This is a genomic window from Actinomyces sp. oral taxon 181 (assembly GCF_018370895.1).
Taxonomy (GTDB): Bacteria; Actinomycetota; Actinomycetes; order Actinomycetales; family Actinomycetaceae; genus Pauljensenia.
Genome location: NZ_JAGYZL010000005.1, coordinates 14,909 through 38,312, shown reverse-complemented (window position 1 = coordinate 38,312; position 23,404 = coordinate 14,909). Strand labels below are relative to the sequence as shown.

The window sequence follows — 23,404 nt, the reverse complement described above, 5'->3', positions numbered from 1 at the left end:
CGCATATTGACAGGCCGACATGGGGCTGCCAGTAAAAATTTTTCAGCCCTTCACAGCCCCAGACACCATACCGGTTGACATCCGGTTCTGAACGAAAATGAACAGGATCAGCACGGGGATTGTGATGAGTGTCGAGCCTGCCATCACACCGCCCCAGTCCGAACCTTGCAGGCCCTGCTGGAAGGATTGCAGCCACAGTGGCAAAGTCACTGCCGAATCGCGAGAGAGCACAATCAGGGCCAGCGTGTATTCATTCCAGGAGTGAAGGAAGGCAAATACCGAGGTCGATACCAATCCCGGTGCGAGAAGCGGTAAGGTCACACGCATGAATGCCTGGATTCGGGTGCATCCGTCGATCATTGCGGCCTGCTCGAGCTCCTCGGGAACGGCCTCAACATAACCGCGCATCATCCACGTGACGAAGGGGAGCACGCCACCCACGTACAGCAATGACAGGCCAGCAACCGAGTTCAACAGCGCCCACGAGTCCAACATCCTGTACTGGGAAATAAAGAGCGCTTCGGCGGGGATCATCTGAATCACAAGGATTGCAACGATCAGAGTCCGACGGCCTCGGAAATTAAAACGTGCTAAGGCCAAAGCTGCAAGAAGTGAGCACAGGGTTGTTGCCACAACAGTGATAACTGCCGCGCCTAAGGACATGAGCAAGGCGGAGTGAAATGCGGGAGACGAGAGCACCTTGGCGAAGTGTTCGGTGGTCAGCGGCGCGGGTATCAGCTTCGGCGGGCTCGACAGAAGGTTTTTCTCAGTTTGGAATGCTGAGTTCACCATCCAATACACGGGAAGGAGCCAGACGAGCGAAGTGATGACCAAAATCGCATTGACTGCAATCTTGCCGGGATGGATTTTCTTGCGATTGAGGGGACGAGGCACAGCCTGGTGTGCGCGTTCCCGAACCTGTGCGGTGCTCATCGTGCGACCCCCTTCGTGAAGAGCATGTGAATGTATTTCGCTGTAATCACCACGGTGATCAGCAAGATGACCGTTGCAAGGGCCGAGGCCATCCCGTAGTTACCCTGAGAGATACCAAGGCGGTACACGTAGGTACCCAGAAGGTTTGTTTCAGTCGAAATCGAACCCGACTGCTGAAGAACGTAGATGTGGGTGAAGACTCGCAGGTCCCAAATCACCTGAAGAACACCAATGAGTGCGATCACCGGAGAAATCGACGGGAAGATCACGTAACGAAGGCGTGACATGTAGCCGGCTCCATCAATCTGCGCGGCTTCAAGCAAAGAGTCATCGATCTGCGTGACAGCTGCGTAAATGGAGATCGTTGCTAGGGGCATGGATGCCCAGATGATGATTGCCGAGGCGACTAAGAAGAAGGTCCAATACGAAGCTGAGAGCCACGCGAACCCCTTGAAGGGAAGGCCAATCGATGCCAAAAGGAAGTTGATCAGACCAAAGTTCGGGTCGACCAACCATTGCCACACAGTCAAAGAGGCAAGAAGTGGCATTGCCCAGACAACAATCAGAGTGGAGTTCATGAAGGTTCTGGCAGCAGGAGATGCTGCGCGCATCATGAGCGCCAGGGCGATTGCACCGACCATGGTCAGTCCCGCAGTCCACGCACAGAAGGCAAGGGATTTTGCCAGGACAGACCAGAAATAGGGGTCGGAGAGAATTGCAAGGTAGTTATCCAGCCCCACCCATGTTGGCGGCTTCCCGAATTGCTGTTCCAATCCGAATTTTTGGAACGACATGAGGAACTGGCGAACCATGGGGTATCCCAGAACAACCAGGACCAAAACAACGGCTGGGCTGAGAAGGAGGAAGGGAGCCAGTGTGCGCGTGAGTTTCTTGCGTGGGCTGCCCGCACGCACTGGGCTTTGCGAGGAGGTCATCGTTGCTCTCTCCGAGTATTGGGAAGGTTTGGGGAGTCGCCCGTGAAAGGTCGGGCGACTCCCCGATTTGGATGTGCCTTTCTGTCTATCCTTCAGATTGGCGCGAGATATGAAGGAGTATCACTCCTACTGCTTGTTCAGCGTGGTATCGAGCTTCGCGCCCGCATCCTTTGCAACTGTCTTCACGTCCTTGCCCTGGGCGATTTCGGTGAAGAAGTCTCGGATGACGTTATCGCCTGCAACGACGCCCCACTGAGGTGTGTTCGGGGTGAGCTTGGAGTTCTCGATAACGGTGGTGGAGATGTCCGCAAATGCACCTTCCGAGGCCGAACCGTACTGGGTATTACCGGGAGTCCATCCAGCCTTGGCAATCATAGTCTGGAACTTCTCAGAGAAGATCACTTCAAGGGCCTTCTTGGCTAGCTCGGGGTTCTGCGCATTTGATGCCAGCGAAATGGAGGAGCCACCCGCGAAGGTCTGTCCGACACTTCCTTCCTTGACTCCGGGGATCGGCATGACGCCAACCTTTCCTGCGTCCCACAGTTCCTTATCGATCTTCTTGGCAACCGAGCCGGTGCCGACCAGAATACCGACCTTGTTCTCATTGAAGTACTTCTGGAAGCTCTTCTGCGAAGCGGAGGAGTCCATCGCGTATGCGGTGCCGTCCTTAAAGATCTTCTGCACACGCTCGAGCGAGGCGACGGTGGCCGGATCGGTGAGCTTTTCTTGCCACTTCCCATTGCTCAAGGTTGCGTAGTCGCCGCCACCGGCGAACATCAGGGATTCGACACCGTGGATATCAACTGCCGACAGGTACATGCCGGAGAATCCTTCGACGTTATCGGGGTTGGCCTTACCCAGTTTGATTGCCGCGTCCGCCAGCTCATCGATGGTCTTCGGGACAGCGATGTTGGCCTTTTCAAAAAGATCCTTACGGTAGATAATTCCGCGAGCGCCCGCATACAGCGGAAGTGCGTAAAGCTTGTTATCCCAACGTCCTGCATCGATAAAGGACTGAATAAGCTTGTCGCCACCGACCTTGTTGTAGAGGTCATCGACGGGTGCGAATGCGCCGACCGATGCGAAGACCGCGGTCTGGGTGTTACCGGTTTCGACCAGATCGGGGCTTTCGGACTTGGAGGCCAGCGAGGTTTGCAGCTTGGATACGATTCCATCCCAAGGCTGGATTTCGACCTTGAGGGCGTTTCCGGGGTTCTGCTCTGCGAAGGTCTTTTCCAGGTATGCGATAGCATCGTCCGAAATCGAGCCTTCCATGAACCACACGCGAACGGTCTTTCCGGTCAGCGCGGAGGTGTCAGAAGATGCGCTTGCATCGGGGGTCGAAGACTTTCCGCATGCGGCGAGGCCGAGGCTAAGGACACATGCTGTGGCCAGGGCGATCACACGCCTTCTGGTTGTGTGCTGAGACATCTGTATTTCCTCTCAAACGCTACGCGCCTATGCGTAGATGAGTTTTAGTATCACTGCCGACAAAAAGTTTGTCAAGAAGCGTAACACTTTTGTTATGCAACAGAGCGGACTATCGATTCGACGATTTCCTCATCGTGAACGATCACCCGGAAGGCTGCAGCAGCCATTTCCTGTGCCGAGGCCGGCTCCCCCGCACAGGAAAAACGAACGTTGTGCGCAGACAGAGGAAGGCCTCGGCGACGAACAACGCGACGAAGCGGCTCGAGAAGGTGAGCGCCCACCTTTGCGAGCTCTCCCCCAAGGATAATTTCCTCGGGATCAAGAAGATTCGTCACGGCGACCATCGCAACGCCCAGCTGTTCACCAATTTCTTCAACCAAGCTCACGCAAGCATGATCGCCGTCATTCACAGCATCAACAAAATCGGATACCCCCGCTTTTTCGCCCAGAATTGGTCGAAGACGAGCAAGGATTGCGGGGGTCGACACATACTGCTGCAGACAGCCTCTATTCGAGCATTCGCAAGGAATTCCCATGGGATCAATACTGATATGCCCCAGCTCACCCGCTCCCCCATGCCCCCCTCGAATCAGTGCCCCATCCAGCACATATCCCATGGTGATACCGTGAGAAAGATGGACGTAGGCCATGGAGGATGCCGGCTCATCCATTCGCTCATACTCAACAAATGCGGCCAGTCGCGCCGTATTCTCGACACAAATCGGAGCATTCAGTAGTGCGCCCATCGCCTTAAGCGGATTAGTGCCCTTCCACATCGACGAGGCCGCACTCCCGACCACTTCACCCGTGCGAACGTTGATCTGAGTATTAACTGCAACATGACCCGCACGCACCACAGGATCGCCAAGTTGGGCACGCATGACAGACAGCGGCGCTGCGACGTGTGAGAGGCGAACTTTTCCGCTTTCGTGAGGGTTTTCTGCGATTTCGCGAGAATTGAGAAGGCGGCCATCAACACTGGCAATCGAAATTAACGTCCGATCAATCCAGAAGACAACCGACACCAGAACACCCACTTTTTCCGTGAGTTTGACGGTGGATTTCAATGGAGATTCTCCATCATCGGCCATGTATCCCTCGGCAATGAGGTCCTGGACCAGATTCGTGACGGTTGTGCGAGAAACCGAAAGACTGCGAGCCAAGGCAGCGCGATGCTGCGGCCCCTGCATCACAAGAGCTGCAATTGCGCGCTCTTTATTTGTACTCAGCACTTTTACTCCATTCAGACCTTGGCACACACAGAATCTGATGTTACGATTCGTAACACTATAGTCGGTTGACCTAATTAAAGAGGATTAACGTGTCACCCTCAATGATCCCACATGATCGCGAATGCACACCAGCCTTCGCGTGGCGTGGATTTATGCTCGATTGCGCACGGACATTCTGGCAGCCCGAGCTTATCCACGAGATCATCACTCTGCTGGGACGCTATGGCTTCAACCGCCTTCATCTTCATCTCACCGATGATGCTGGCTGGCGTATCCAGATCCCCGAATTCCCTGAACTCACTCAAACGGGCGCGCATTTACCGCGCGAAGCTTTCGACTGGTACGACAATGTGGACGCGGATAAACGCTCCGTCATGATCGCGAGCGCTCCCCAAGACTCCACGTGGGGCTTTTACACGGATGATGAGATCCGGGAAATTATCACCCACGCTGTCTCAGAAGGAATTGAGGTCATCCCAGAAATTGACCTTCCCGGCCACATGCATGCAGCAATTCGCTCCTACCCCGAGCTGGGAGATCCAGCATTGGCGAAGCTCCCTCCCGAGCAATGGAGCCATCGTAATGACCTTCTTTGGCCCACAGATCAATCCTGGGCTTTGATTGATGCCGCACTCACCCACGTCGCTCTTCTCTTCCCATCGCAGATCATTCATATCGGCGGGGATGAATGTCGTTTTGAGGCCTGGGAAAACGATCACACCTTGATGGATTCTCTAGCATCCCAAGGAATTCGCAGCGGACGTGAGCTCCAAGAATCCATGACTCGACGCGCACTCGAAATCCTTCATTCTCTGGGTAAGCGCGCTGCCGGTTGGGATGAACTCACCGAAATCGCCCCGGCAGATGTTCTTGATGACACTCTCATCATCGCGTGGCGAGGATTCGGTGAAGGACCCCGACGCGCAGCGCTCTCTGGACAACCTTGGGTCTATGGATGCTGCGACCAGCTCTATCTGAATCGCCTGGCTGGAGAAGCCTCGGATGAACCTGCGGCAATGTTCGGAGTGATTACTCCCAAACGAATCCTCACCGAGGTCATGGAGGAGATCACACAAGCGGCCACCGCGCCAATTGGCATTCAAAGTGCACTGTGGTGCGAATTCGTTCCCACACGTGAGCAGTTGTACTACCAGCTTTTCCCGCGTTTGCTTGCCGTCGCCGAAGTCGCCTGGCATGGTTTGTGCGCCCTTGACGAGGCCGAGATTCACGAGCGCATTCGCGCGGAAATGCAGTGGCTGGCCGAACGCGGAATCTACGGTCGGAAAGCTTAACTTTTTCTACTGACGTTCAGAACGCGAGAGATTTTCGCGAATGGCCCGACCAATCTTTTCGTGGGTATCTTCCTGAATCCACCGTGAATCCAAGCCAAAGTGCGATCCCGCGTTTCTCTCATCCTCGCGAAGCCCTAAGATCGCTTCCCACAGCGGAGTGAGTTCTTCGTGATAGGTGTGCCCATGACCACCCGGAGCCGTACCCGCAACCGGCATATCAACGAGGACCTGAATGTAGGTCGCACCTCGTGTGTATTGCATACGGAGACTGACATCCCCATCAACCTTTTCTGAAATCCAGTCGGGCTTGTGCCACACTAACTCCGAATTCCACCAAACCACCGGATCCGAGGGGTGCTGAGCATAGACAACCCTGGGATAGTTCCAATCGCCGAGTTCGCGACCGTAAACATCTGACCAAAGATTCTCTGGAACATTAACGAAACGTACGTGGCGACCATTTGCAACAACGGGAGCAACCTCGGGACTGCCTCGGTGACGGATGGCAGTCAGTTCCGCGTGCATCGGCGTAAACGCCGGAGTTCCCACCCAGAGCGCACCGTCAGTCCGACTTAAAACATCGACAATTCCCGAGAAGACATGTTGCGAGGCATAGGCACCTAAAGATTCTCCGCAGACGAAAAGTGCTGGCCTACGGTCTTCCGGAATCTCATCCACCGCGCGACGAATCGTTTCAAAGAGAATGACCGCTGCTTCTTCAGAAACATCCAGATCCGTCAGGAAGTTAATCGAGGAAGGAACGAAGGAATACTGCATCGAGGCAGTCGCGCAATTCCCGCGAGTCAAGTACTCCACGGGTTGAACCTGCCATTCGTCAACCCATCCAGATCCCGTCGAAGTTGCAATCAAAATGACAGAGCGATCAAAAGCACCCGTCCGATGCAATTCTTCGACAACAAGATCAGCGGCGCTTTGCAGGCTCTGTCCTTCTTCAGGCATCCCCGCATACACGCGAATGGGCTCCATAGCCGAGCAACCCGTAACGGCCTCGATATCGGCGCGGCTAGGACCTCGACCAAGAAAAACGCGGCCCTGCCCGCCCACGGCACGCCAGGAGGAATACGACTGTGGCGAACCTGAACGCTCAGGCACCTGGGGCTGGACAATCCCCTTTGCCGTGCGGTTATTCATCTTTCGCGCATGACGGGTGAAGAAATTAATACCCAGCTTCAAAAGGACCTGCGAGGTCAAGGCATACACAATGACGACAAGAATGAGCAGGGAAAGAGCCAGCGCGAAGACCATGGGCATCCACCGGCTCAGAACAATAACGATTGCCCGGCCAATCCACTGTAGGCCCCAAGCAATCCCGAGCAATGCCAGCATCAGAATGAAGGCGCAGAAAGTTCCCAAGAGGTATTCCCCCAAGGTCTCACCACGCATTCCAACCAGATGATTGGCACGCTTGCGCTCGCGATAGGACTGGAGCAGCCAGCGGAGGAACCACAAAAAGAACCCCAGCAGTAGTACAGCCCTAAAAGCAATCGATACCGATTGTGGAGCGGTAATCTCAACGCCAAGCCTGGGCACAACCAGTGCATAGAAACGCTGGATTGTCAGTCCAACGATGTAGCCAACAGCCGAGAGAACACCGGAGGCAACCGCGTGCCACTGCCACGATCGGGCAAGAAGAGAAGGCGAAACGGATACTCCGTACATCACCAGCGCGCCGACGACGCCAATGAGTGAAATATCCATAACACCTCCTGAATATGTCTCATTCTGCCCGATCTGCAACCCAGACGAGCGTGAAATAGGGCAGTTTCACAGTGGAGTGGGGCGCAAAGCCCAGATGCTCATACAGGTACCAGTGCAGATTCTCTTGCATTTTTTCGCGCCCCACAGCGGTGGAGCGCAAGTAGGACGAGCGCGTCGTCCCCAGCTCCATAATGGCTTCGGGGTTCATGGAATCATTCCAATCAAAACGATTCAATACCGGTTGGGACCAGTGCTCACCCACAGTCGGAGGACGGTCGGGACGGTGAACATCACCCGAACGCATAATTCTCGTGAGCCTGTGGACCCATGGGATTGTCACATCCAGTTGATTCCACACAATCATCAACTGCCCACCGGGACGCACAATTCTGTGCATTTCCTGCCCCGCTGCCTGCGGATCTACCCAATGCCACGATTGTGCGAATACGGCGCGGTCAACACTCGCATCCGGCAGCCCAGTTGCTTCAGCGCAGGCATCAACAACCTGCACATTCTGATCGTGTCCTAGGAGCGTCACCAGTTGTTCGCGCATCGCCTGAGCTGGCTCAACTGCGATCACCTTCGCCCCGCGCTCAAGAAGCTCCGCGGTCAGTTTTCCCGTTCCCGCACCGATATCCGCAATGGTGATTTCCGAGGCCTTCTCCCCCGCAAGAATCGTATCGATCGCCTGACGCGGGTAGCTTGGACGAACAGAACCATAGGAATCTGTCGCGTGTTGAAAGGGATTGGTCACGAGTGAAGCCTAGTGGATTGTCCCCCGAGATGCCCGGACCTGAACCCGCTGGCCAACAGAAGGGATCGGATTGCCGAAAGGAACTCGCATCAACTTTGGTTCTGCGCTAGAAGAAGATTCCAGCTGAACGGGAATCACAGAGAATCCCCGACCGCGGCTCAGCACAGTACCGCACACAACCGCCCAGAGCTCACCTTCTGTGCCGGCAAGCTCCAGTTCTTCCTTCTCGACTCCCAAAAAGCGCGCAACTTCTATGTCTCCCGGGTCCTCCCACACGGCCTCGGGAGTATCAAGGCGACGAAGATGCCCGGCGATCATCACGCCAATCTGATCAGCAACGGTAAAAGCCTCATCCTGGTCATGGGTGACGTAGATGCTTGTGATTCCTTCGCCTGTGATGATTTCACGCAACTCGACTGACAAACTTTCACGCATCGAACGATCTAGCGCGGAAAGCGGTTCATCCAAGAGAAGGAGACGAGGCCGTGGGGCCAAAGCGCGGGCCAAGGCCACTCGCTGCGCCTGGCCTCCCGACAGGGAATCGATACTCCGCGGGCCAAAACCTTCCAAACCGACAATCTCTAAAACCTCTGCAACACGCGCAGAGCGTTCGAAGGCGGGAAGATGACGCAGCCCATAGGCGACATTCCCTTCGACACTGCGATGCGGAAAGAGCTGTCCGTCCTGGAACATCAAGCCAAAACCACGCCTATACGTAGGAGTGCGAAGAATTGACTGTCCGTCCCATTGAATATCGCCCTGCTGAGGACGTTCGAGGCCCGCGATTGCGCGCAACAAAGTCGACTTTCCGCATCCACTTGGGCCGAGAAGCGCAGTGATTTGACCAGACTGAAGAGAGAAAGAGACACCATCTACCGCACGGAAAGAACCGTAATCAACGCTCACATCGATGCACTCTAAAGCTGTCGAACCGGTCATAGTCTGTCTCCGATCTCCGCTGGACGCAGCCATTCCATACAGGTAATCAGCAGTGCACACACCGCTGCAAGAAGGACACAAGAAGCCATCGCCACACCCTGATCTAAGGCGTCAGGGCGCGAAATCAAACGATAGATGACCACGGGAAGCGTGACTGCATCCCCCTTTGCAAGGAAAGACGTCGCACCAAATTCACCCAATGACGTCGCAATCGCAAAACCCGCAGCGATACCCACGGAGCGCACAAGGACCGGTCCATCGATTGTTACTAAAACTCGAGAATCGCTGGCCCCCAAACTTGCAGCAGCTTCGCGGAGTCGGGGGTTAATTGCTCGCAAAGAGGGCGCGATCAGGCGAACGACCAGAGGAAGAGCAACGACGGCCTGCGCACAGGGCACCAGGATCCAGGAACTGCGCAGATCTAGAGGCTGGCGATTCATGGTGATAAGGAATCCGAAACCCACCGTCACGGCAGAAACACCCAAAGGAAGCATGAAGACGCTTTCCACCACAGCTAATGCACTTCGTCCCACTCGTGAACGGGGATGACGCGTCACAAGAAGAACCACGCAAACGCCCACGCTTAAAGCAATAACCATTGCGGCAAGGGCGACAAGAAGCGAATGTCCCAAAGCCTGCAGGGGTGAGACACGTAGAGCGGGAGTGAAGGAAGAATCTGCCAACTTCGCATAGTGCTCAAAGGTGAAACGGCCTCGTCGGTGAAGGGAACGCCACACCAGTGCGGCCAGGGGCAGAAGGACAAGCACACAAATAACAAAACCGCTGAAAAGCAGCGCCCACAGATCTCCCGCGCTCACGGGCCTCTGCGCCCGAGGCGCACCCAAAGTTGCCGCGTTCTTCCCACGTCTGCGCGCGGCCTCGGCGATGATCAAGGACAGTGCAATGACGACTAACTGAACAATGGACAGCACCGAGGCGCTGCGAAGATCTAAGAACTGGGTGGTGAGCATGTAGATCTCGGACTCCACGGTCGTGAGCTTCGAACCACCCAAAATCAACACAATCCCGAAGGAAGTGGCGCAATACAGGAAGACTAACGAGGCCGCAGAGGCAATCGCGGGAAGGAGTGCCGGAAGGGTGACACTCAGGAAAACTCGGCGTGGTGGAGCACCCAGACATGAGGCGACCTGAGCGGGACGCTCATCTAATTGGGACCAAAAACTGCCAACATTGCGTACAACCAGCGAGTAATTGAAAAACACCATCGCTGCGACAACCGCGGTCATCGTGCCATCCAGCCCCAAGAAGCCTAGCCACCCCTGAGGCGCAAGAAGAGAGCGAAAAGCAACACCCACAACGACTGTGGGCAGAACAAAGGGCACCGAAATGACTGCGCGAAGGAATCGACGTCCGGGGAAACGACAGCAGTACAGGGCGTAGGCACCCGGAATCCCCAAAATCAATGAAAAGATCGTACCCAGAAGGGCCATCCACAGGGTGCGGCCAATGACCTTCCAAGTTCGAGAAGCCCCCAAAAGCTCACCTAAGCCCGAAAGGTCAATTCCACCGCCCTCAGCACTAAATCCCTGAGCAATGAGCGTCGCCGCTGGCCACGCAAAAAACAGCGTAAGAAACGCCAGGGGGACGCCGAGGGCCACTGCCCCGGCGCCCACCCTAAGCGCACGCTGCCGAAAATCTGTCACCCAAGGACCGTTTCTTGCCAGGACTTGAGCCAAGCAGTCGAGTTCTTCTCAATGTCCTGAGGATCAACACGCAGGGGCTTATCGGTCAGAGGGCCAAACTTTTGCAGAGCCTCAGGTGCCTGTCCCTTGTAGGGGTACATGTAGGTTGCCTTCGAAATTGCGCTTTGGACTTCGTCAGAGAGCAAGAATTCGATGAACTTCTTTGCTCCTTCGGGGTTCTTCGCACCCTTGAGGACACCGGCATACTCAACCTGGCGGAAGCAGGTATCGGTAATAACACCGGTCGAGCTTTCGGTTCCTGCATCATTGACCGCATAGGCGGGAGAGGAACCATAGGACACCATCATGGGGTAGCTGCCCTTGCCTTCACCAGCGCTGTAGTCAACGTTGAATGCCTGCGACCAGCCCTCGGTGATCTTCACGCCGTTGTCCTTGAGCGACTTCCAGTACTGAGCGTACCCATCGGGACCAAACTTTGCGATCGTTGCCAGCATGAATGCCATTCCCGGAGTTGACGATGCCGGGTTCATGGCAACAAGCATGTCCTTGTATTGAGGCTTCGCTAGATCTTCGAAGCTTGTCGGCACAGCAAGCTGGTGGTCGGCGAACCACTTCTTGTCGTAGTTCACGCAGACATCGCCGCGATCGATGGGAACCAGACCGGGTTCACCCTGGAAATTGTCATCTGCGTTGGGCGAGGTGATATGTGCATCCTCGATGATTCCCTGACCGCCAATACGGGTTGAAACCGTATTATCTAGGCCGAAAACTGCATCTCCCAGGGGTGAATCCTTGGTAAGTACCAGCTGATTGGCCAGCTCCCCGCCGTTACCGATCGCTTGGATTTTCGCAGTAATTCCGGTCTTCTCATGGAACTTGTCCAGAAGGTCTTGGGGAAATTCGAATGAATCGTAGGCAAGAATAGTGACGTTTTGATCACCCTGTGCCGAGGCCGTGCCAGCCTGCGTTGCGGCACCATCCTTAGCGCTTCCCGCGCAAGCTGCAAGAGAGCTTGCTGCAACCAAAAATGTCGCAGTTGATGCGATCAAACGGACGCGACGATGCGCCGAAAAAGTAGACATTTTCTTCCTCCGCTAATGGTGGAGGGCTAGGCCGCCTCGGGGGAGGCAGTCTGGAGATTGCGACTTCCTACGCCGGCATAATCCGGATCAGGTGTAAGGGTCTGCATTCGCACTCTCAGCCCACGGTGGGCTCCCCTGTCTTACTCGCCAAGCATAGCGCATCAAGCAGAGAGGGATGTACGGCCTCGGCGAACCAGAGAACGGTGGCGACGAATCACGCCGACGACAGTGATGCCAACCATCCAAGCAGCCGACATCAGTAGCCCCTGCAGACTTTCCATATCTAAGGACAGCACGACGACCACCGCAGCAATGAAGGCGATGAACAGCCAGGCCGAGAAGACACCGCCAGGAAGCTGGAAGGTCGAGCTGCGATGCTTGTTCGGGTACCTACGCACGTAGAACAAGTAGGCGATAACAATCAAAACCCACACGACCATGAAGAGTGTGGCCGACATTGAGGTCACCACGGTGAAAACGCTCAGGATTGAATCACCAAAAGCCAGAAGAACAGCGGCGGAAAGCAAGAACACACACGAAAGGAAAAGTGCATTCTGGGGGACGTGATGCTTTGACAGACGACCAAAGAAGGGGGCCGCATCACCCTGAAGTGAGAGGGAGAAGAGCATCCTCGAGGTGGAGTAGATCCCCGAGTTGGCCGACGAGGCCGCAGAAGTGAGCACCACCAAGTTCACCAGTGAGGCCGCTGCACCCAGTCCCGTCATTGAGAACATCGTGACGAAAGGCGACTGGGTCTTATCAATCTGATCCCAGGGCGTCACCATCATGATGACCGCAAGAGAGCAGATATAGAACAGAACAACACGAACGGGAATCGAATTGATTGCCTTGGGAAGAGTTTGAGTGGGGTTCGAGGTTTCGGCAACGGTCGTTCCAACAAGCTCAATACCAACGAAAGCAAAAACTGCGATCTGGAAGCCCCCCAGAAATCCGCTCAGTCCCGTTGGGAATAGGCCTCCGTGACTCCACAGGTTCGAAACCGCCGCGGCTGTACCGTTGCTGTCACGCATACCGATGGCAATCATCACGACACCGACAACAATCAGAGCAATGATTGCAACGATCTTAATCATCGCAAACCAGAATTCGGTCTCTCCGAAAGCCTTAACGGTCATCGCATTAAGAGTGAAAAGAAGGAGCGCTGTAGCAAGAACGGGAATCCACGCGGACAGGTTCGGAAACCAAAAACGCACGTAACCGGTGATGGCAACGACGTCAGCAATACCTGTAACCACCCAACACAGCCAGTAGGTCCATCCCATGACAAACCCCATAGTTGGGCCAAGGAAGTGTCGAATGATATCGGCAAAAGTGCCGTATCTCTTATCCGAAAGGAGGATCTCACCCATCGCACGCATGAACAGAAAGAGCGCGCTGCCAATAATCAGATAGACCAAAAGGATCGAGGGACCAGCCGTTGCAATGGTCTTTCCGGAGCCCATGAAGAGGCCGGTACCGATTGCGCCGCCAATAGCGATGAGCTGGATATGGCGGTTCGTTAGATTGCGCTGAAGCTCGCGGCCCGAGGCGTCGCCGAAGCTCTGCTCATCGTCTTCGCTGGTGCTCATTGTGATCCGTTTCTCTCAGTTGAGCTTTCCACACTAGCACGCCCCATCGGGATAGATGGGAGAAAATAGCTTGTATGAGTGAAGTGATGATTTCCGTCGCCAATGTTCCCACCGAGCGTGCACGTCGATATGGGCATCAGCTTGCCTCTCACATGGGGCGAAAAATCGATGCACAGTGGGATGAGGATTCAGCGCGCGGAATGCTGATCTTCACTCGTGAGGGAATGCCCGGCGGCGAGTGCGCAATCACGTGCACAGACCAGCACTTGCGTCTTGAGCTGAAGACTTCTCCCGAGGCCGTGGAGCACCTTGAGTTTGTCGTCGGGATTCACCTGGCTCGCTTTGGGTATCGCGACGGGCTTGAGGTTGCGTGGATGAGGAAGAATCCGAGCGATGGTGAGGAAGCTCCCGGAACCACGCAGGGCCCCTTAACAGCAGAGGATATCGAGCGTCACCGACGCTCTAAGTAATCCTTCGCGCTGTCAACGGCCTGGTCCCACAAGCCAGCTTCGTCTTCCCAAAGCTGGTAGGCCTCGTCCTCATCATCACTGAGGGCGGCAATTCCCGATTCCTCAACGTGAAGTGCGACCTTGCCTTTTTCTTCTGAGAGTGAGACCTCGATAGTCGTCAGCATTTCTTCGGGGAACTCATCACTGGCCACGGGATACCAGCGGAATCGCACGACATCCATGGGATCTTCGTCGAGTTTCTCGACAAGCCATGTTCCCGCTTCCGGGTCGGTAACGTGGTAGAGCCCGTCATCGCCATGCTCAATATCATGGTCGCCCAGCGGTCCATCATTGATCCACCAGCCGGGCTCAGAGACCAAGGCCCAGGCATTCTCGATGGTGGTGTCAATGAGCACGTCGGCTTCAACACTATCCGTGTTCTGACCGGGGGTTTCTGTTTCGTCATCACCGAAGAAGTCCATAGCTCAACGTTAGCGAGCCTAGGCCCAGCTGCCAAGGCCAGCGAGGAAATTGGCGACAGGGCAAGCCTATTCAGACCTAGCCGGTCCCAGTCTTTTCGACGTATGTCTTTGAAGAATCAGTGCTTAGGAATCAGCCCCGCACTGAAGATCGGCACTGGGAACGACGTTACGCAGGAAGTAACCCTCGACAGCTGTCGCCACACACTTGCTTCCGTTCTTCGAGTACGCGGTGTGGTTCCAACCATCCCAAGTCACCAACACGCCCGATGACAGCTGCTTCGCCAGATTTTGGGACATCACGTAGGGGGTTGCAGGATCATGCGTCGTACCAACGACCATGATGGGAGCTGCACCCTCAGCCTTGATTGCGTGGCGCTTCGCGTGCTTGGTCGGCCAGCCTTCAAGACTGGCGGAGGTGTAGCCGGCCAGATCACCAAAGATCATCAGCTCTTGCTTAAGTGCTGTCGCATCCTTCTCCCATTGGGCTGCATCACCAACAGGCTCGAAGTCTAGGGAGTTAATAGCAACGATCGCATCCATCGAATTCGAAGAGTAGCTTCCGTCTTTGTTGCGTTCGCTCAGCAAGTCTGCAACGTAGAGCAGCGTCGAGCCGTCCTCTGAGTTCAGCGCTTGCTGCATTCCCTGCGTGAGGATTGAATACGTCTGCGTCGAGTACAGCAGACCGACAACAGCGCTCATGGCAAGGTCGTGAGTGAGCGGGCGGTTCGGATCTGAGGTTTGAAGCGGGGTGTTGTACAGGCGATCGAAGAAGTTCTTCATCTGCTTCATGCCGGCATCTGCATCGCCCTTGAGCGGGCAGTTACGTGCTGCCTGGCAATCTTCCACCCAGTGACGCAGGGAGGCCTCGAAGCCTCGCATCTGCATGGCGGAGAGCTCATCGCCGCTGACCGAGGGGTCAAGTGCACCGTCGAGGACCATGTGACCGACATTTCCGGGGAATTGCTCGGCGTAGGTGGCGCCCAGGAAGGTTCCGTAGGAGTAGCCCAGGTAGTTGAACTTCTCTTGCCCAAGCAGCGCGCGAACCATATCGAAGTCCTTCGATGCATTCACGGTGTCGATGTGCTTGAAGATGTCACCACTGAGGTCTTGGCAGCCCTTGGCGAGATCTCGAGAAGTATCCTCTGCGAGCTTGATCATTTCTGCGGGACTTGCATTCGGATCGATCGGGTTTCGCGTTCCAGCGGCGTCGCCGTCACGCTCTTGATCAGTTCGGCAACGGACAGGGGTTGATGCGCCGACGCCTCGCGGATCCAGAGCAACGATGTCAAAAGCCGAGACAAGCCCCGTACCCAAAGAGGTGGTGACCTGCGAGGTAATCGAGGACACCGATGCTCCACCGGGACCACCAAGGTTGTAGAACAGAGCCTTGCCTTCACTCTGATCCCCGCGGTGGACCGCCAAGGCAAGGGTGATTTGGTTCCCGTCGAGGTTCTCCCAGTCCAGCGGTGCGGTCAGCGACGCACACTGGTACTTGTCGATATCGCGCGGTGCAGATACCCCGGTGCTTGTGATTTCCGAGGCCTCACACTGTCGCCAATTGAGCGGCTGAGAGTAGAACTGCTCTTTCGTCGGCTTGCCGGGAAGCGGGTCTGCCGCATGCGCGACCGTCACCTTGTTTTGGCTGTTCGAGGTACCTGCGGCGGCACTGGTGGCAGCCTGATCGATAGCATTCTTCGCGTAGTATGCGATGCCAAAGTTTGTGGCAAGCGCAAGGACGATCAACACGGAGACGATCAGGCGGGAGCGTGAATTCATGCCTCTACCCTATTCGATGTCTAGACCTGCGGTCGAAGTGAGAGTGCCATCGACTCCAAAATCAGAGGGACTGACATGTTTGTTGTCAGGCGCTTTCGAGCTTCCTCAATCGCTTGGACTCTCTTCATGGTCTGCTGCGGGGTGGATTGAGCGCAGAGCTGGTCGATGAGATCTAGGCAGTCATCATTGATTGGCTCTTGATCCGTTCCCAATTGACGCAGGAGAACGTCCCTATAGATTCCCAAGAGGTCGACGAGGGCTCGATCGAGAGAATCTTGGATGGCTCGCTTTGAGCGCCGCTTCTGGTCTTCTTCGAGTTCACGGATACGTGCGCGCTGATGCGAGGCCGGACTCTGGCCTTCTTCCATTCCCAATTGGCGCATCAGTTCGGCCTTTTCGCGGGCATTGCGTTCTTCAGATTGGGATTCTGCTTGAGTTTTTGCAATGGAGAGGAGGTCCTCTGCGGCAAAGACCGCTTCACCAACAGAACGCACCTGTGCCGGGGCAGTGATGATCTGCCGGCGACGCTGACGCATCTTGGGGTCTTTGGCAAGGGCCCGAGCCAAGCCGATATGCGATTGGGCTGCGCGGGCTGCAGAAAGCGCATCCGCAGGATCAACACCATCACGACGAACAAGAAGGTCCGCGACGGCATGCGGATCTGGAATTCGCAGTCCCAGATGCCGGCACCGCGAACGAATGGTGGTGATCATGTCTTCTGCACTGGGAGCACAGAGCAGCCAGACCGTGCGCTCTGGCGGTTCTTCAATTGCCTTAAGAAGAACATTCGCTGTGCGTTCCATCATGCGGTCAGCATCTTCGATGACGATGACCCGCCAACGCCCCTGCGAGGGTGCAGTCTGTGCGCGCAAGACGATCTGGCGAACCTCATCGATACGAATTTGCGTGGATTCCGTGGTGAGGATTGAGACATCACCGTTTGTCCGAGCCATTGTGGTCCGACATCCTGGACACTGTCCGCATCCGGGGAACTCTCCGGTGCACTGGAGGGCCGCTGCAAAAGCGATTGCCGCAACCGAACGCCCCGAACCGGGAGGCCCGGTGATGAGCCACGCATGGGTCATTGAGCGAGATGGGTCATCTGTGGGCTGAGTGAGCGACGAAGCATCTGCGCGCACGGAGCCGGAAGTGTCCGCACCTGGATGTGCCTCTTGGGCATGGTCAACGATTGCTCGGGCGCCTTGAGCCGCCTGTTGCAATACCGCCAGGGCGTGTTCCTGGCCGACCAATTCATCCCAAACGCTCACAGAAGAATGCCATCCTCTTCCAGAAGAGCCCAGAGCGTTGCCTGAGATTCAACGGGCTTGGCATTTTCTGCAGCTTCTTCAGGCAATCCCTGGAATGCCGCATCAACACGTTCTTCCAGAACTCCGCGAATTTCACTGAAGACCTGATCTTCAGTTCCCACACCATCGATGACGACGATACGATCCGCTTCTGAGTCCGCAAGCGCCAAGTACTGGTGACGAACGCGCTCATGGAACTCCATAGATTCGCGTTCCATTCGGTCCGGTTCTCCCCCGCGACGCCTGGCGGCAACTTCCGGTGGAACGTCAATCAGCAAAGTGAGGTCGGGGAGCAAACTTCCCGTTGCCCACATGGACAGGCTGCGGATTTCATCCACACCCAAGCTGCGCGCAGCTCCCTGATAGGCCAAAGACGAGTCAATGTAGCGATCGACCAGAACAATTTCCCCGCGTTCAAGGGCCGGCCTGATCAGGGTCGCGACATGGTAGGCACGATCAGCGGCATACAGCAGCGCTTCGGTGCGTGGGTCAACATCTTCCGGTCCGTTCTGAACCAATTGACGCAGAGTCGTCCCCAGCTCTGTTCCACCGGGTTCTCGCGTGACAACCACCTGTTGTCCGCGTTCTTCAAACCACTGGCGAACCCGCTGAATTTGGGTACTTTTACCGGTCCCATCACCACCTTCAAAGGTGATGAAGAGTCCGCGCCCCGCCTGTGCACCACTACCCATTGATCTCATGTCTCTATCTTGACAGTGCCCACCCGCATTTGCGTCCATTTTGGCAGCGGGTGGGCGAAAGAAAATTCCTTCTCGTTATTTCTTAGCCGAAGTCTTCTTCGTTGTGCGTCGAGTTGTTGTCTTCTTTGCAGTCGACTTGCGGGTGCGCTTGGGAGCCGGACCCTTCGCGCGCTTATCTGCAAGCAGCTCATACGCGCGTTCAGCGGTCAGATCCTCGACGGTTTCAGCGCGAGGAACGGTCACATTGGTTTCACCATCGGTGATGTAGGGACCGAAGCGACCGTCCTTGACGGTGACCTTCTTCCCCGACACCGGATCAGCGCCGAACTCACGCAGCGGGGGCTTTGCTGCCCCGCGGCCTCGTTGTTTGGGCTGAGAGTAGATCTCCAGCGCCTCATCCAAGGTGATAGTCAGAAGCTGGTCCTCGCTGGGAAGGGTGCGCGAATCGCTTCCCTTCTTCAGGTACGGGCCGTAGCGACCGTTTTGCGCGGTGATGACCTCACCGTCAGAGGGATCAACGCCAACTTCACGCGGAAGCGAGAGCAGCGCAAGCGCGTCTTCCAGCGTGATTGTCGCGAGATCCATCGACTTAAACAAGGAGGCCGTGCGCGGTTTTGCCGCAGCCTTCTTCCGCGTCTTCTTCGCGGGCTTCCCGTCTTCAGAAGCTTCCGCTCCTTCGGTTTCTTCGGGCAGAATTTCCGTCACGTAGGGACCGTAGCGGCCGTTCTTTGCAACCAGCATGTGTCCGCTTGCGGGATCGATTCCCAGTTCGCGTCCATCATCTGCAGCAAGCGCGAAGAGTTCCGTGATCTTCTCTTCGGTCAACTCGTCGGGAGCGACCTCGGGCGGCACATTTGCGCGCGTCCCATCGGCCTTCTCCATGTAGGGTCCGTAGCGGCCGACTCGCAAGGTGACGCCATTTCCCATGTCAATGGAGTTCACCGCGCGGGCATCAATATCGTCTCCCAGGGATTCAACCTGGAACTTCAGGCCGTCAGCGTCGCCCTTACCGTCTGCACCGAAGTAGAAGGTGCTCAAGAACTCGTGTCGATCTTCGCTTCCCGCAGCGATCTGGTCCAGATCGTTTTCCATCGATGCCGTGAAGTCGTAGTCAACCAGGTTCGACAGGTTTTCTTCCATCAGTCGCGTGACCGAGAAGGCAAGCCAGGTGGGAACCAAGTACTGGCCTCGGTGGGTGACGTAGCCGCGATCACCGATGGTTTGAATCGTTGCCGCATAGGTCGAGGGGCGACCGATTCCAAGCTCTTCCATGGTCTTCACCAAGGTCGCTTCGGTGTAGCGGCCTGGGGGCTGAGTCTGGTGTCCCTGTGCCTGCGCCTCTTCAAGCAGCGCGACTTCCCCTTCGCTCACCTGAGGGAGGGTCTTCTCAGCATCGGTCGTTTCCGCGTCGTAGCGTCCCTTGTCCTGACCTTCCTGGTAGGCCAAGCGGAAGCCGGGGGAAGTAATGACCGTTCCCGAGGCGCTGGAGAGCACTGCGTGATGCTGACCTTCGACCTCGACATCGGTACGTACGCGGATGGTTGCGGTAAAGCCAAGGGCATCGGCCATCTGTGAAGCGACGGTTCGCTTCCAGATCAAGTCATAAAGTGCAAGCTGCTGACGATTCAAAACCGAGGCAACTTGCGCGGGGGTGCGGAAGTGATCACCAGCGGGGCGAATGGCCTCGTGAGCTTCTTGCGCACCCTTAGAGGTGGTGCCGTAGATGCGCGGCTTCTCAGCCACGGCCTCGGCCCCATAAAGTTCCTTAGCCTGCTGGCGGGCAGCCCTGATGGCCTGCGAGGACAGGGCCGTAGAGTCGGTACGCATGTAGGTGATGAAGCCCGACTCGTACAGGGACTGAGCGGTACGCATCGTCGAAGAAGCATTCCAATGAAGCTTGCGGGAAGCTTCCTGCTGCAGCGTCGAAGTAGTGAAGGGAGCTGCAGGACGGCGGCGGTAGGGCTTCTGCTGGACGGAATCGATAGCGGAATCACGCGCGGCCTCGAGCGCTGCGGCGAAGAGCGGCGCGGAATGGGCACCTAGGTGGAAGGCCTCGTTCTTCTTGGCCTTCGCGGAAAGGCGACCGTTTTCATCAAAGTCAGAACCGGTTGCAACGGGAGAACCGTCAATATGCGAAACCTTTGCGCCAAAAGACTGACCCGAAGCGGCAAATTGGGTATCGATCGACCAGTATTCAGCACTCACATGCGCCATGCGGTCGCGCTCGCGATCAACAACCAAGCGCGTCGCAACCGACTGCACGCGGCCCGCGGACAGGGAAGGACGAATCTTACGCCACAGCAGCGGCGAAACTTCGTAGCCGTAGAGGCGGTCAAGGATTCGGCGAGTTTCTTGGGCGTCAACAAGGTCCGTATCGAGCTCACGAGTATTTTCCAGAGCGCGTTGGATTGCTTCCTTCGTGATTTCGTGGAAGACCATGCGGCGCACGGGAACCTTGGGCTTGAGAACTTGGAGAAGGTGCCAAGCGATAGCCTCACCCTCGCGGTCCTCATCAGTTGCCAGGAAGAGTTCGTCGGACTCTTTCAGGAGCTTCTTGAGCTCGGTGACTTTTTTCTTCTTGTCGGGATTGACAACGTAGTAAGGGGTGAATCCGTCCTCGACGTCGACGGCGAAGCGCCCGTAGGGGCCCTTCTTCATGTCGGCGGGCAGCTCCGAGGGCTGCGGAAGGTCGCGAATGTGACCGATCGAGGCGGTCACATGGTAGTCGGGTCCCAAGTATCCTTCGATCGTCGCCGCCTTGGCGGGAGACTCCACGATCACCAGCTTGGTCGCTGCCATTGTTTGTCCCTTCCGTTGCTACCTCGTATTTGTAGCACGCTTTGCTGGTCCTCCGTTGGCGAGCGCCGCCGGAGTACCACTGGGTAGGACCTTACCGCGTTACGGGGCTTTCCGGGAACCGATGTGCTTTCCCGCGCGTCTTCTGTGGATAATTCCCGAGGCCTAACCGGCGTCTTGCGGGCGGGCGCGCACCATATCCATCGACAGAAAGCCAAGTAGAGACATGCCATAAGAATCCGTACAATATTCTGTACATAGGAGAGCAGAGGAGCACCCATGAAGACCATGACCTACAGCGAGTCGCGCGCACGCTACGCCGAGGTCCTCGATCAGGTCGTCAACGACCGCGAAGAAATCATCATCACCCGCCAAGGCCACGAGAGCGCCGTCATCATGGCCCTTGACGAGTACGAGTCCCTCATGGAGACCGTCTACCTCATGCAGTCCCCCGCAAACGCCCGCCACCTGCGCGAATCGATCGCACGTCACCGCGCTGGTGAGGGTGTCGTCCACGACCTCGTTGAGCCCGACGAGGACTGACCATGCACATCACGTGGGACGAGGAAGCCTGGAACGACTATGTCTGGTGGCAGTTTGAGGACCGCAAGACCCTCAAACGCATCAACGCACTCATCAAGGACATCCAGCGCAACGGGAACGAGGGCATTGGCAAACCTGAACCCCTCCGCTACGAGTTCTCGGGGTACTGGTCACGTCGAATCGACTCACGTCACCGCCTGATCTACCAGATTAGTGACGACGGTAAAACCCTCTGGATCATCTCCTGCCGCTACCATTACGGCCAGTAGCTCCCGCGGTTTTAGAGCAGCGCACTACCCAGACGGCAGATGTTATCGACGTAGTGCTTGTACCAGGGAAGCGCCTTCCATTCCTCAAGGCTGAGCAGTCGCGAAGATGCTTCGATTCGCCTGTTATTCCCCTCCAGAAGTTGGACAAGATAAGGATCCTGAGCCAAAAGCATGGCTTCGTAGTTCAAGCCAAAGGATCGGTAATCCATATTCGATGAGCCGATTGCGGCAAGCTCCCCATCAACCACGACGTACTTCGAGTGGAGCATATGAGGCGGTACATAAAGATGGACATTCACTCCGGAGATCAAAAGAGACTCGTAGTACGCACGCTGAGCATGTCCTACCAAGAATTGGTCGAATTGCTCTGAAACGTAGAGGTCTACGCGAACTCCTGACATTGCCGCGCCGGTGAGTGCGGCAAGCAGGGGTTCATCCGGAATGAAGTACGGGCTGGCAATAGATACATGCTGCCGAGCCTGTGACACCATCGAGATGAACATCCGCAGATTCGGTTCTGAGGGATACGAGGGGCCTGATGGAATGATCTGCATCGGTTGCCCCATGGCGTTTTCATGTGCTTCGTCATCTACGGAAAGATTAAGTTCTTCAAGCGAAAGCTCCTGTTTGGTGGCGTAGAACCAATCTGAAGCGAAAACAGCTTGAACCTGGCGGACCACTGCACCGCTTACTTCAACGGAAGTATCGTGATATTCAATTCCCGCCTTTTGGTAGGCAGGAGTGTCATAGTCTGATGCCACCAAATTATGCGAACCGATGAAGGCTTTCTGGCCATCAATGATGAGCAGCTTGCGGTGGTTACGCAGGTCAGGACGTCGAATGTGACCTTTAAAGATGCTCATGGGCAGCATCAGGTGCCATTCGATCCCAGACTCGTCGAGCATTCGACTGAAACCACGCCATCCGGGAATAGTGCGAAGCCCGTGATGATCTATCAGCAGTCGAACTTTGACCCCGCGAGCGCAGGCACGAACCAAGGCTTTGTAGAGCGGATCAGTGGAATGATCCCACGAGGTCTGGAAGTACAGGACATTCACGTGATGAGTCGCTTGATCGACCTCGCGGGCCATCGCTTCAAAAGCTTGGTCAGTATCGCCAAGAAGCTGCAGAACACGCCCATGGCTGGGCGGGAAAGAGGTTTGTTTTTGGTTAAGCCGCATCAGCGAGGCTGTGCGCTCATCCATTCCGTCATTAACGAGGCCTCTTTCGCCTCCACTATCACCGCGCAAGATTCCCTTGACCAGTTGGTGCGCCGCCGGATCCGATCGTAGAGCTTTGCCCATGGCCCACCATGAACCGAAAAATAGGTATAGCGGGACGCCAACAATTGGCCATAAGAAAATGAGCAAAAGCCACGCGGTTGACGTGGATGCGCGCCTCCGCTTCGGGACTACGCCCAAGGCAATCAATCGAATCGCTAGGTCAATAGCCCCGACAAGGAGCCACAGCCACAGGGGTGGCTGATGCGTCAAAGGCGCGGGGAGAGGCAT

General features: G+C 56.1%; 20 protein-coding genes and 1 riboswitch. Of the genes, 4 read left to right on the top strand and 16 right to left on the bottom strand.

What is annotated here, in order from left to right; translation table 11 throughout:
- Nucleotides 1-42 precede the first annotated feature (42 nt).
- The 4 genes from KHW85_RS03595 to KHW85_RS03580 all read right to left on the bottom strand — a co-directional run bounded on the left by KHW85_RS03595 (nt 43) and on the right by KHW85_RS03580 (nt 4,531).
- Nucleotides 43-933 carry a carbohydrate ABC transporter permease gene (locus KHW85_RS03595; protein ID WP_291458830.1) on the bottom strand — a complete coding sequence of 297 codons (891 nt, stop codon included), beginning with the start codon at nt 931-933 and terminating at the stop codon, nt 43-45.
- On the bottom strand, nt 930-1,868 hold the full coding sequence (locus tag KHW85_RS03590; protein ID WP_291458829.1) for a sugar ABC transporter permease: 939 nt from the start codon (nt 1,866-1,868) through the stop codon (nt 930-932). The genes KHW85_RS03595 and KHW85_RS03590 overlap by 4 nt, the downstream gene beginning before the upstream one ends.
- Nucleotides 1,869-1,994: 126 nt before the next feature.
- The gene (locus KHW85_RS03585) at nt 1,995-3,299 is read right to left on the bottom strand and encodes an extracellular solute-binding protein (protein WP_291458828.1); all 1,305 of its coding nucleotides are present in this window, start codon (nt 3,297-3,299) and stop codon (nt 1,995-1,997) included.
- Nucleotides 3,300-3,391: 92 nt separating this feature from the next.
- Nucleotides 3,392-4,531 carry an ROK family transcriptional regulator gene (locus KHW85_RS03580; RefSeq protein ID WP_291458827.1) on the bottom strand — a complete coding sequence of 380 codons (1,140 nt, stop codon included), beginning with the start codon at nt 4,529-4,531 and terminating at the stop codon, nt 3,392-3,394.
- Between the two features lie 89 nt (nt 4,532-4,620).
- Between KHW85_RS03580 and KHW85_RS03575 the strand changes: the two genes are divergently transcribed.
- Nucleotides 4,621-5,823: a family 20 glycosylhydrolase gene (locus KHW85_RS03575; protein WP_291458826.1), complete on the top strand. Its 1,203-nt coding sequence runs from the start codon at nt 4,621-4,623 to the stop codon at nt 5,821-5,823.
- 6 nt (nt 5,824-5,829) lie between these two features.
- Here the strand turns inward: KHW85_RS03575 and KHW85_RS03570 are convergent, their stop codons facing one another.
- From KHW85_RS03570 to KHW85_RS03545, 6 genes are all read right to left on the bottom strand, one after another.
- Nucleotides 5,830-7,542: an alpha/beta-hydrolase family protein gene (locus tag KHW85_RS03570; RefSeq protein ID WP_291458825.1), complete on the bottom strand. Its 1,713-nt coding sequence runs from the start codon at nt 7,540-7,542 to the stop codon at nt 5,830-5,832.
- Between the two features lie 19 nt (nt 7,543-7,561).
- The gene (locus KHW85_RS03565; RefSeq protein WP_291458824.1) at nt 7,562-8,296 is read right to left on the bottom strand and encodes a class I SAM-dependent methyltransferase; all 735 of its coding nucleotides are present in this window, start codon (nt 8,294-8,296) and stop codon (nt 7,562-7,564) included.
- A 9-nt stretch (nt 8,297-8,305) separates the two neighbouring features.
- On the bottom strand, nt 8,306-9,235 hold the full coding sequence (locus KHW85_RS03560) for an ABC transporter ATP-binding protein (RefSeq protein ID WP_291458823.1): 930 nt from the start codon (nt 9,233-9,235) through the stop codon (nt 8,306-8,308).
- Nucleotides 9,232-10,899: an iron ABC transporter permease gene (locus tag KHW85_RS03555; protein WP_291458822.1), complete on the bottom strand. Its 1,668-nt coding sequence runs from the start codon at nt 10,897-10,899 to the stop codon at nt 9,232-9,234. Before KHW85_RS03555 ends, KHW85_RS03560 begins: the two co-directional genes overlap by 4 nt.
- Entirely contained in the window at nt 10,896-11,981 is a 1,086-nt protein-coding gene (locus KHW85_RS03550; protein WP_291458821.1) for a thiamine ABC transporter substrate-binding protein, read from the bottom strand. Before KHW85_RS03550 ends, KHW85_RS03555 begins: the two co-directional genes overlap by 4 nt.
- 47 nt (nt 11,982-12,028) lie before the next feature.
- A riboswitch (TPP riboswitch) is annotated at nt 12,029-12,128 on the bottom strand.
- Nucleotides 12,129-12,142: 14 nt separating this feature from the next.
- Nucleotides 12,143-13,570 (bottom strand): amino acid permease, encoded by a 1,428-nt coding sequence (locus tag KHW85_RS03545; RefSeq protein WP_291458820.1) that lies wholly within the window; start codon nt 13,568-13,570, stop codon nt 12,143-12,145.
- Nucleotides 13,571-13,644: 74 nt separating this feature from the next.
- On the opposite strand from KHW85_RS03545, the gene KHW85_RS03540 reads away from it, so the two are divergent.
- Nucleotides 13,645-14,040: a DUF2218 domain-containing protein gene (locus KHW85_RS03540; RefSeq protein WP_291458819.1), complete on the top strand. Its 396-nt coding sequence runs from the start codon at nt 13,645-13,647 to the stop codon at nt 14,038-14,040.
- Here the strand turns inward: KHW85_RS03540 and KHW85_RS03535 are convergent.
- From KHW85_RS03535 to topA, 5 genes are all read right to left on the bottom strand, one after another.
- Complete coding sequence (locus KHW85_RS03535; protein ID WP_291458818.1) at nt 14,022-14,501, bottom strand: toxin; 480 nt, start codon at nt 14,499-14,501, stop codon at nt 14,022-14,024. The genes KHW85_RS03540 and KHW85_RS03535 overlap by 19 nt on opposite strands.
- 123 nt (nt 14,502-14,624) lie before the next feature.
- Entirely contained in the window at nt 14,625-16,277 is a 1,653-nt protein-coding gene (locus KHW85_RS03530) for an alpha/beta hydrolase (RefSeq protein WP_291458817.1), read from the bottom strand.
- A 20-nt stretch (nt 16,278-16,297) separates the two neighbouring features.
- Entirely contained in the window at nt 16,298-17,545 is a 1,248-nt protein-coding gene (locus KHW85_RS03525) for a DNA polymerase III subunit delta' (protein WP_009408402.1), read from the bottom strand.
- Nucleotides 17,542-18,285 (bottom strand): dTMP kinase, encoded by a 744-nt coding sequence (gene tmk, locus KHW85_RS03520; RefSeq protein ID WP_233993719.1) that lies wholly within the window; start codon nt 18,283-18,285, stop codon nt 17,542-17,544. The genes KHW85_RS03525 and tmk overlap by 4 nt, the downstream gene beginning before the upstream one ends.
- 75 nt (nt 18,286-18,360) lie before the next feature.
- Nucleotides 18,361-21,084 carry a type I DNA topoisomerase gene (gene topA / locus KHW85_RS03515; RefSeq protein WP_291458816.1) on the bottom strand — a complete coding sequence of 908 codons (2,724 nt, stop codon included), beginning with the start codon at nt 21,082-21,084 and terminating at the stop codon, nt 18,361-18,363.
- Nucleotides 21,085-21,360: 276 nt separating this feature from the next.
- Between topA and KHW85_RS03510 the strand changes: the two genes are divergently transcribed.
- Nucleotides 21,361-21,624, top strand: a complete 264-nt coding sequence (locus KHW85_RS03510) for a type II toxin-antitoxin system prevent-host-death family antitoxin (RefSeq protein WP_072456901.1) — start codon at nt 21,361-21,363, stop codon at nt 21,622-21,624.
- A 2-nt stretch (nt 21,625-21,626) separates the two neighbouring features.
- Entirely contained in the window at nt 21,627-21,893 is a 267-nt protein-coding gene (locus tag KHW85_RS03505) for a Txe/YoeB family addiction module toxin (RefSeq protein WP_009408398.1), read from the top strand.
- Between the two features lie 11 nt (nt 21,894-21,904).
- On the opposite strand, the gene KHW85_RS03500 is transcribed toward KHW85_RS03505, so the two are convergent.
- The gene (locus KHW85_RS03500; RefSeq protein WP_291458815.1) at nt 21,905-23,404 is read right to left on the bottom strand and encodes a phospholipase D-like domain-containing protein; all 1,500 of its coding nucleotides are present in this window, start codon (nt 23,402-23,404) and stop codon (nt 21,905-21,907) included.

What these genes read in the sequence shown, in the direction of transcription:
- KHW85_RS03595 (WP_291458830.1), bottom strand. Translation starts at nt 933, where the DNA reads ATGAGCACCGCACAGGTTCGGGAACGCGCACACCAGGCTGTGCCTCGT.
- KHW85_RS03590 (WP_291458829.1), bottom strand. Translation starts at nt 1,868, where the DNA reads ATGACCTCCTCGCAAAGCCCAGTGCGTGCGGGCAGCCCACGCAAGAAA.
- KHW85_RS03585 (WP_291458828.1), bottom strand. Translation starts at nt 3,299, where the DNA reads ATGTCTCAGCACACAACCAGAAGGCGTGTGATCGCCCTGGCCACAGCA.
- KHW85_RS03570 (WP_291458825.1), bottom strand. Translation starts at nt 7,542, where the DNA reads ATGGATATTTCACTCATTGGCGTCGTCGGCGCGCTGGTGATGTACGGA.
- KHW85_RS03560 (WP_291458823.1), bottom strand. Translation starts at nt 9,235, where the DNA reads ATGACCGGTTCGACAGCTTTAGAGTGCATCGATGTGAGCGTTGATTAC.
- KHW85_RS03550 (WP_291458821.1), bottom strand. Translation starts at nt 11,981, where the DNA reads ATGTCTACTTTTTCGGCGCATCGTCGCGTCCGTTTGATCGCATCAACT.
- KHW85_RS03545 (WP_291458820.1), bottom strand. Translation starts at nt 13,570, where the DNA reads ATGAGCACCAGCGAAGACGATGAGCAGAGCTTCGGCGACGCCTCGGGC.
- KHW85_RS03540 (WP_291458819.1), top strand. Translation starts at nt 13,645, where the DNA reads ATGAGTGAAGTGATGATTTCCGTCGCCAATGTTCCCACCGAGCGTGCA.
- KHW85_RS03535 (WP_291458818.1), bottom strand. Translation starts at nt 14,501, where the DNA reads ATGGACTTCTTCGGTGATGACGAAACAGAAACCCCCGGTCAGAACACG.
- KHW85_RS03530 (WP_291458817.1), bottom strand. Translation starts at nt 16,277, where the DNA reads ATGAATTCACGCTCCCGCCTGATCGTCTCCGTGTTGATCGTCCTTGCG.
- tmk (WP_233993719.1), bottom strand. Translation starts at nt 18,285, where the DNA reads ATGAGATCAATGGGTAGTGGTGCACAGGCGGGGCGCGGACTCTTCATC.
- topA (WP_291458816.1), bottom strand. Translation starts at nt 21,084, where the DNA reads ATGGCAGCGACCAAGCTGGTGATCGTGGAGTCTCCCGCCAAGGCGGCG.
- KHW85_RS03510 (WP_072456901.1), top strand. Translation starts at nt 21,361, where the DNA reads ATGAAGACCATGACCTACAGCGAGTCGCGCGCACGCTACGCCGAGGTC.
- KHW85_RS03505 (WP_009408398.1), top strand. Translation starts at nt 21,627, where the DNA reads ATGCACATCACGTGGGACGAGGAAGCCTGGAACGACTATGTCTGGTGG.
- KHW85_RS03500 (WP_291458815.1), bottom strand. Translation starts at nt 23,404, where the DNA reads ATGCCTCTCCCCGCGCCTTTGACGCATCAGCCACCCCTGTGGCTGTGG.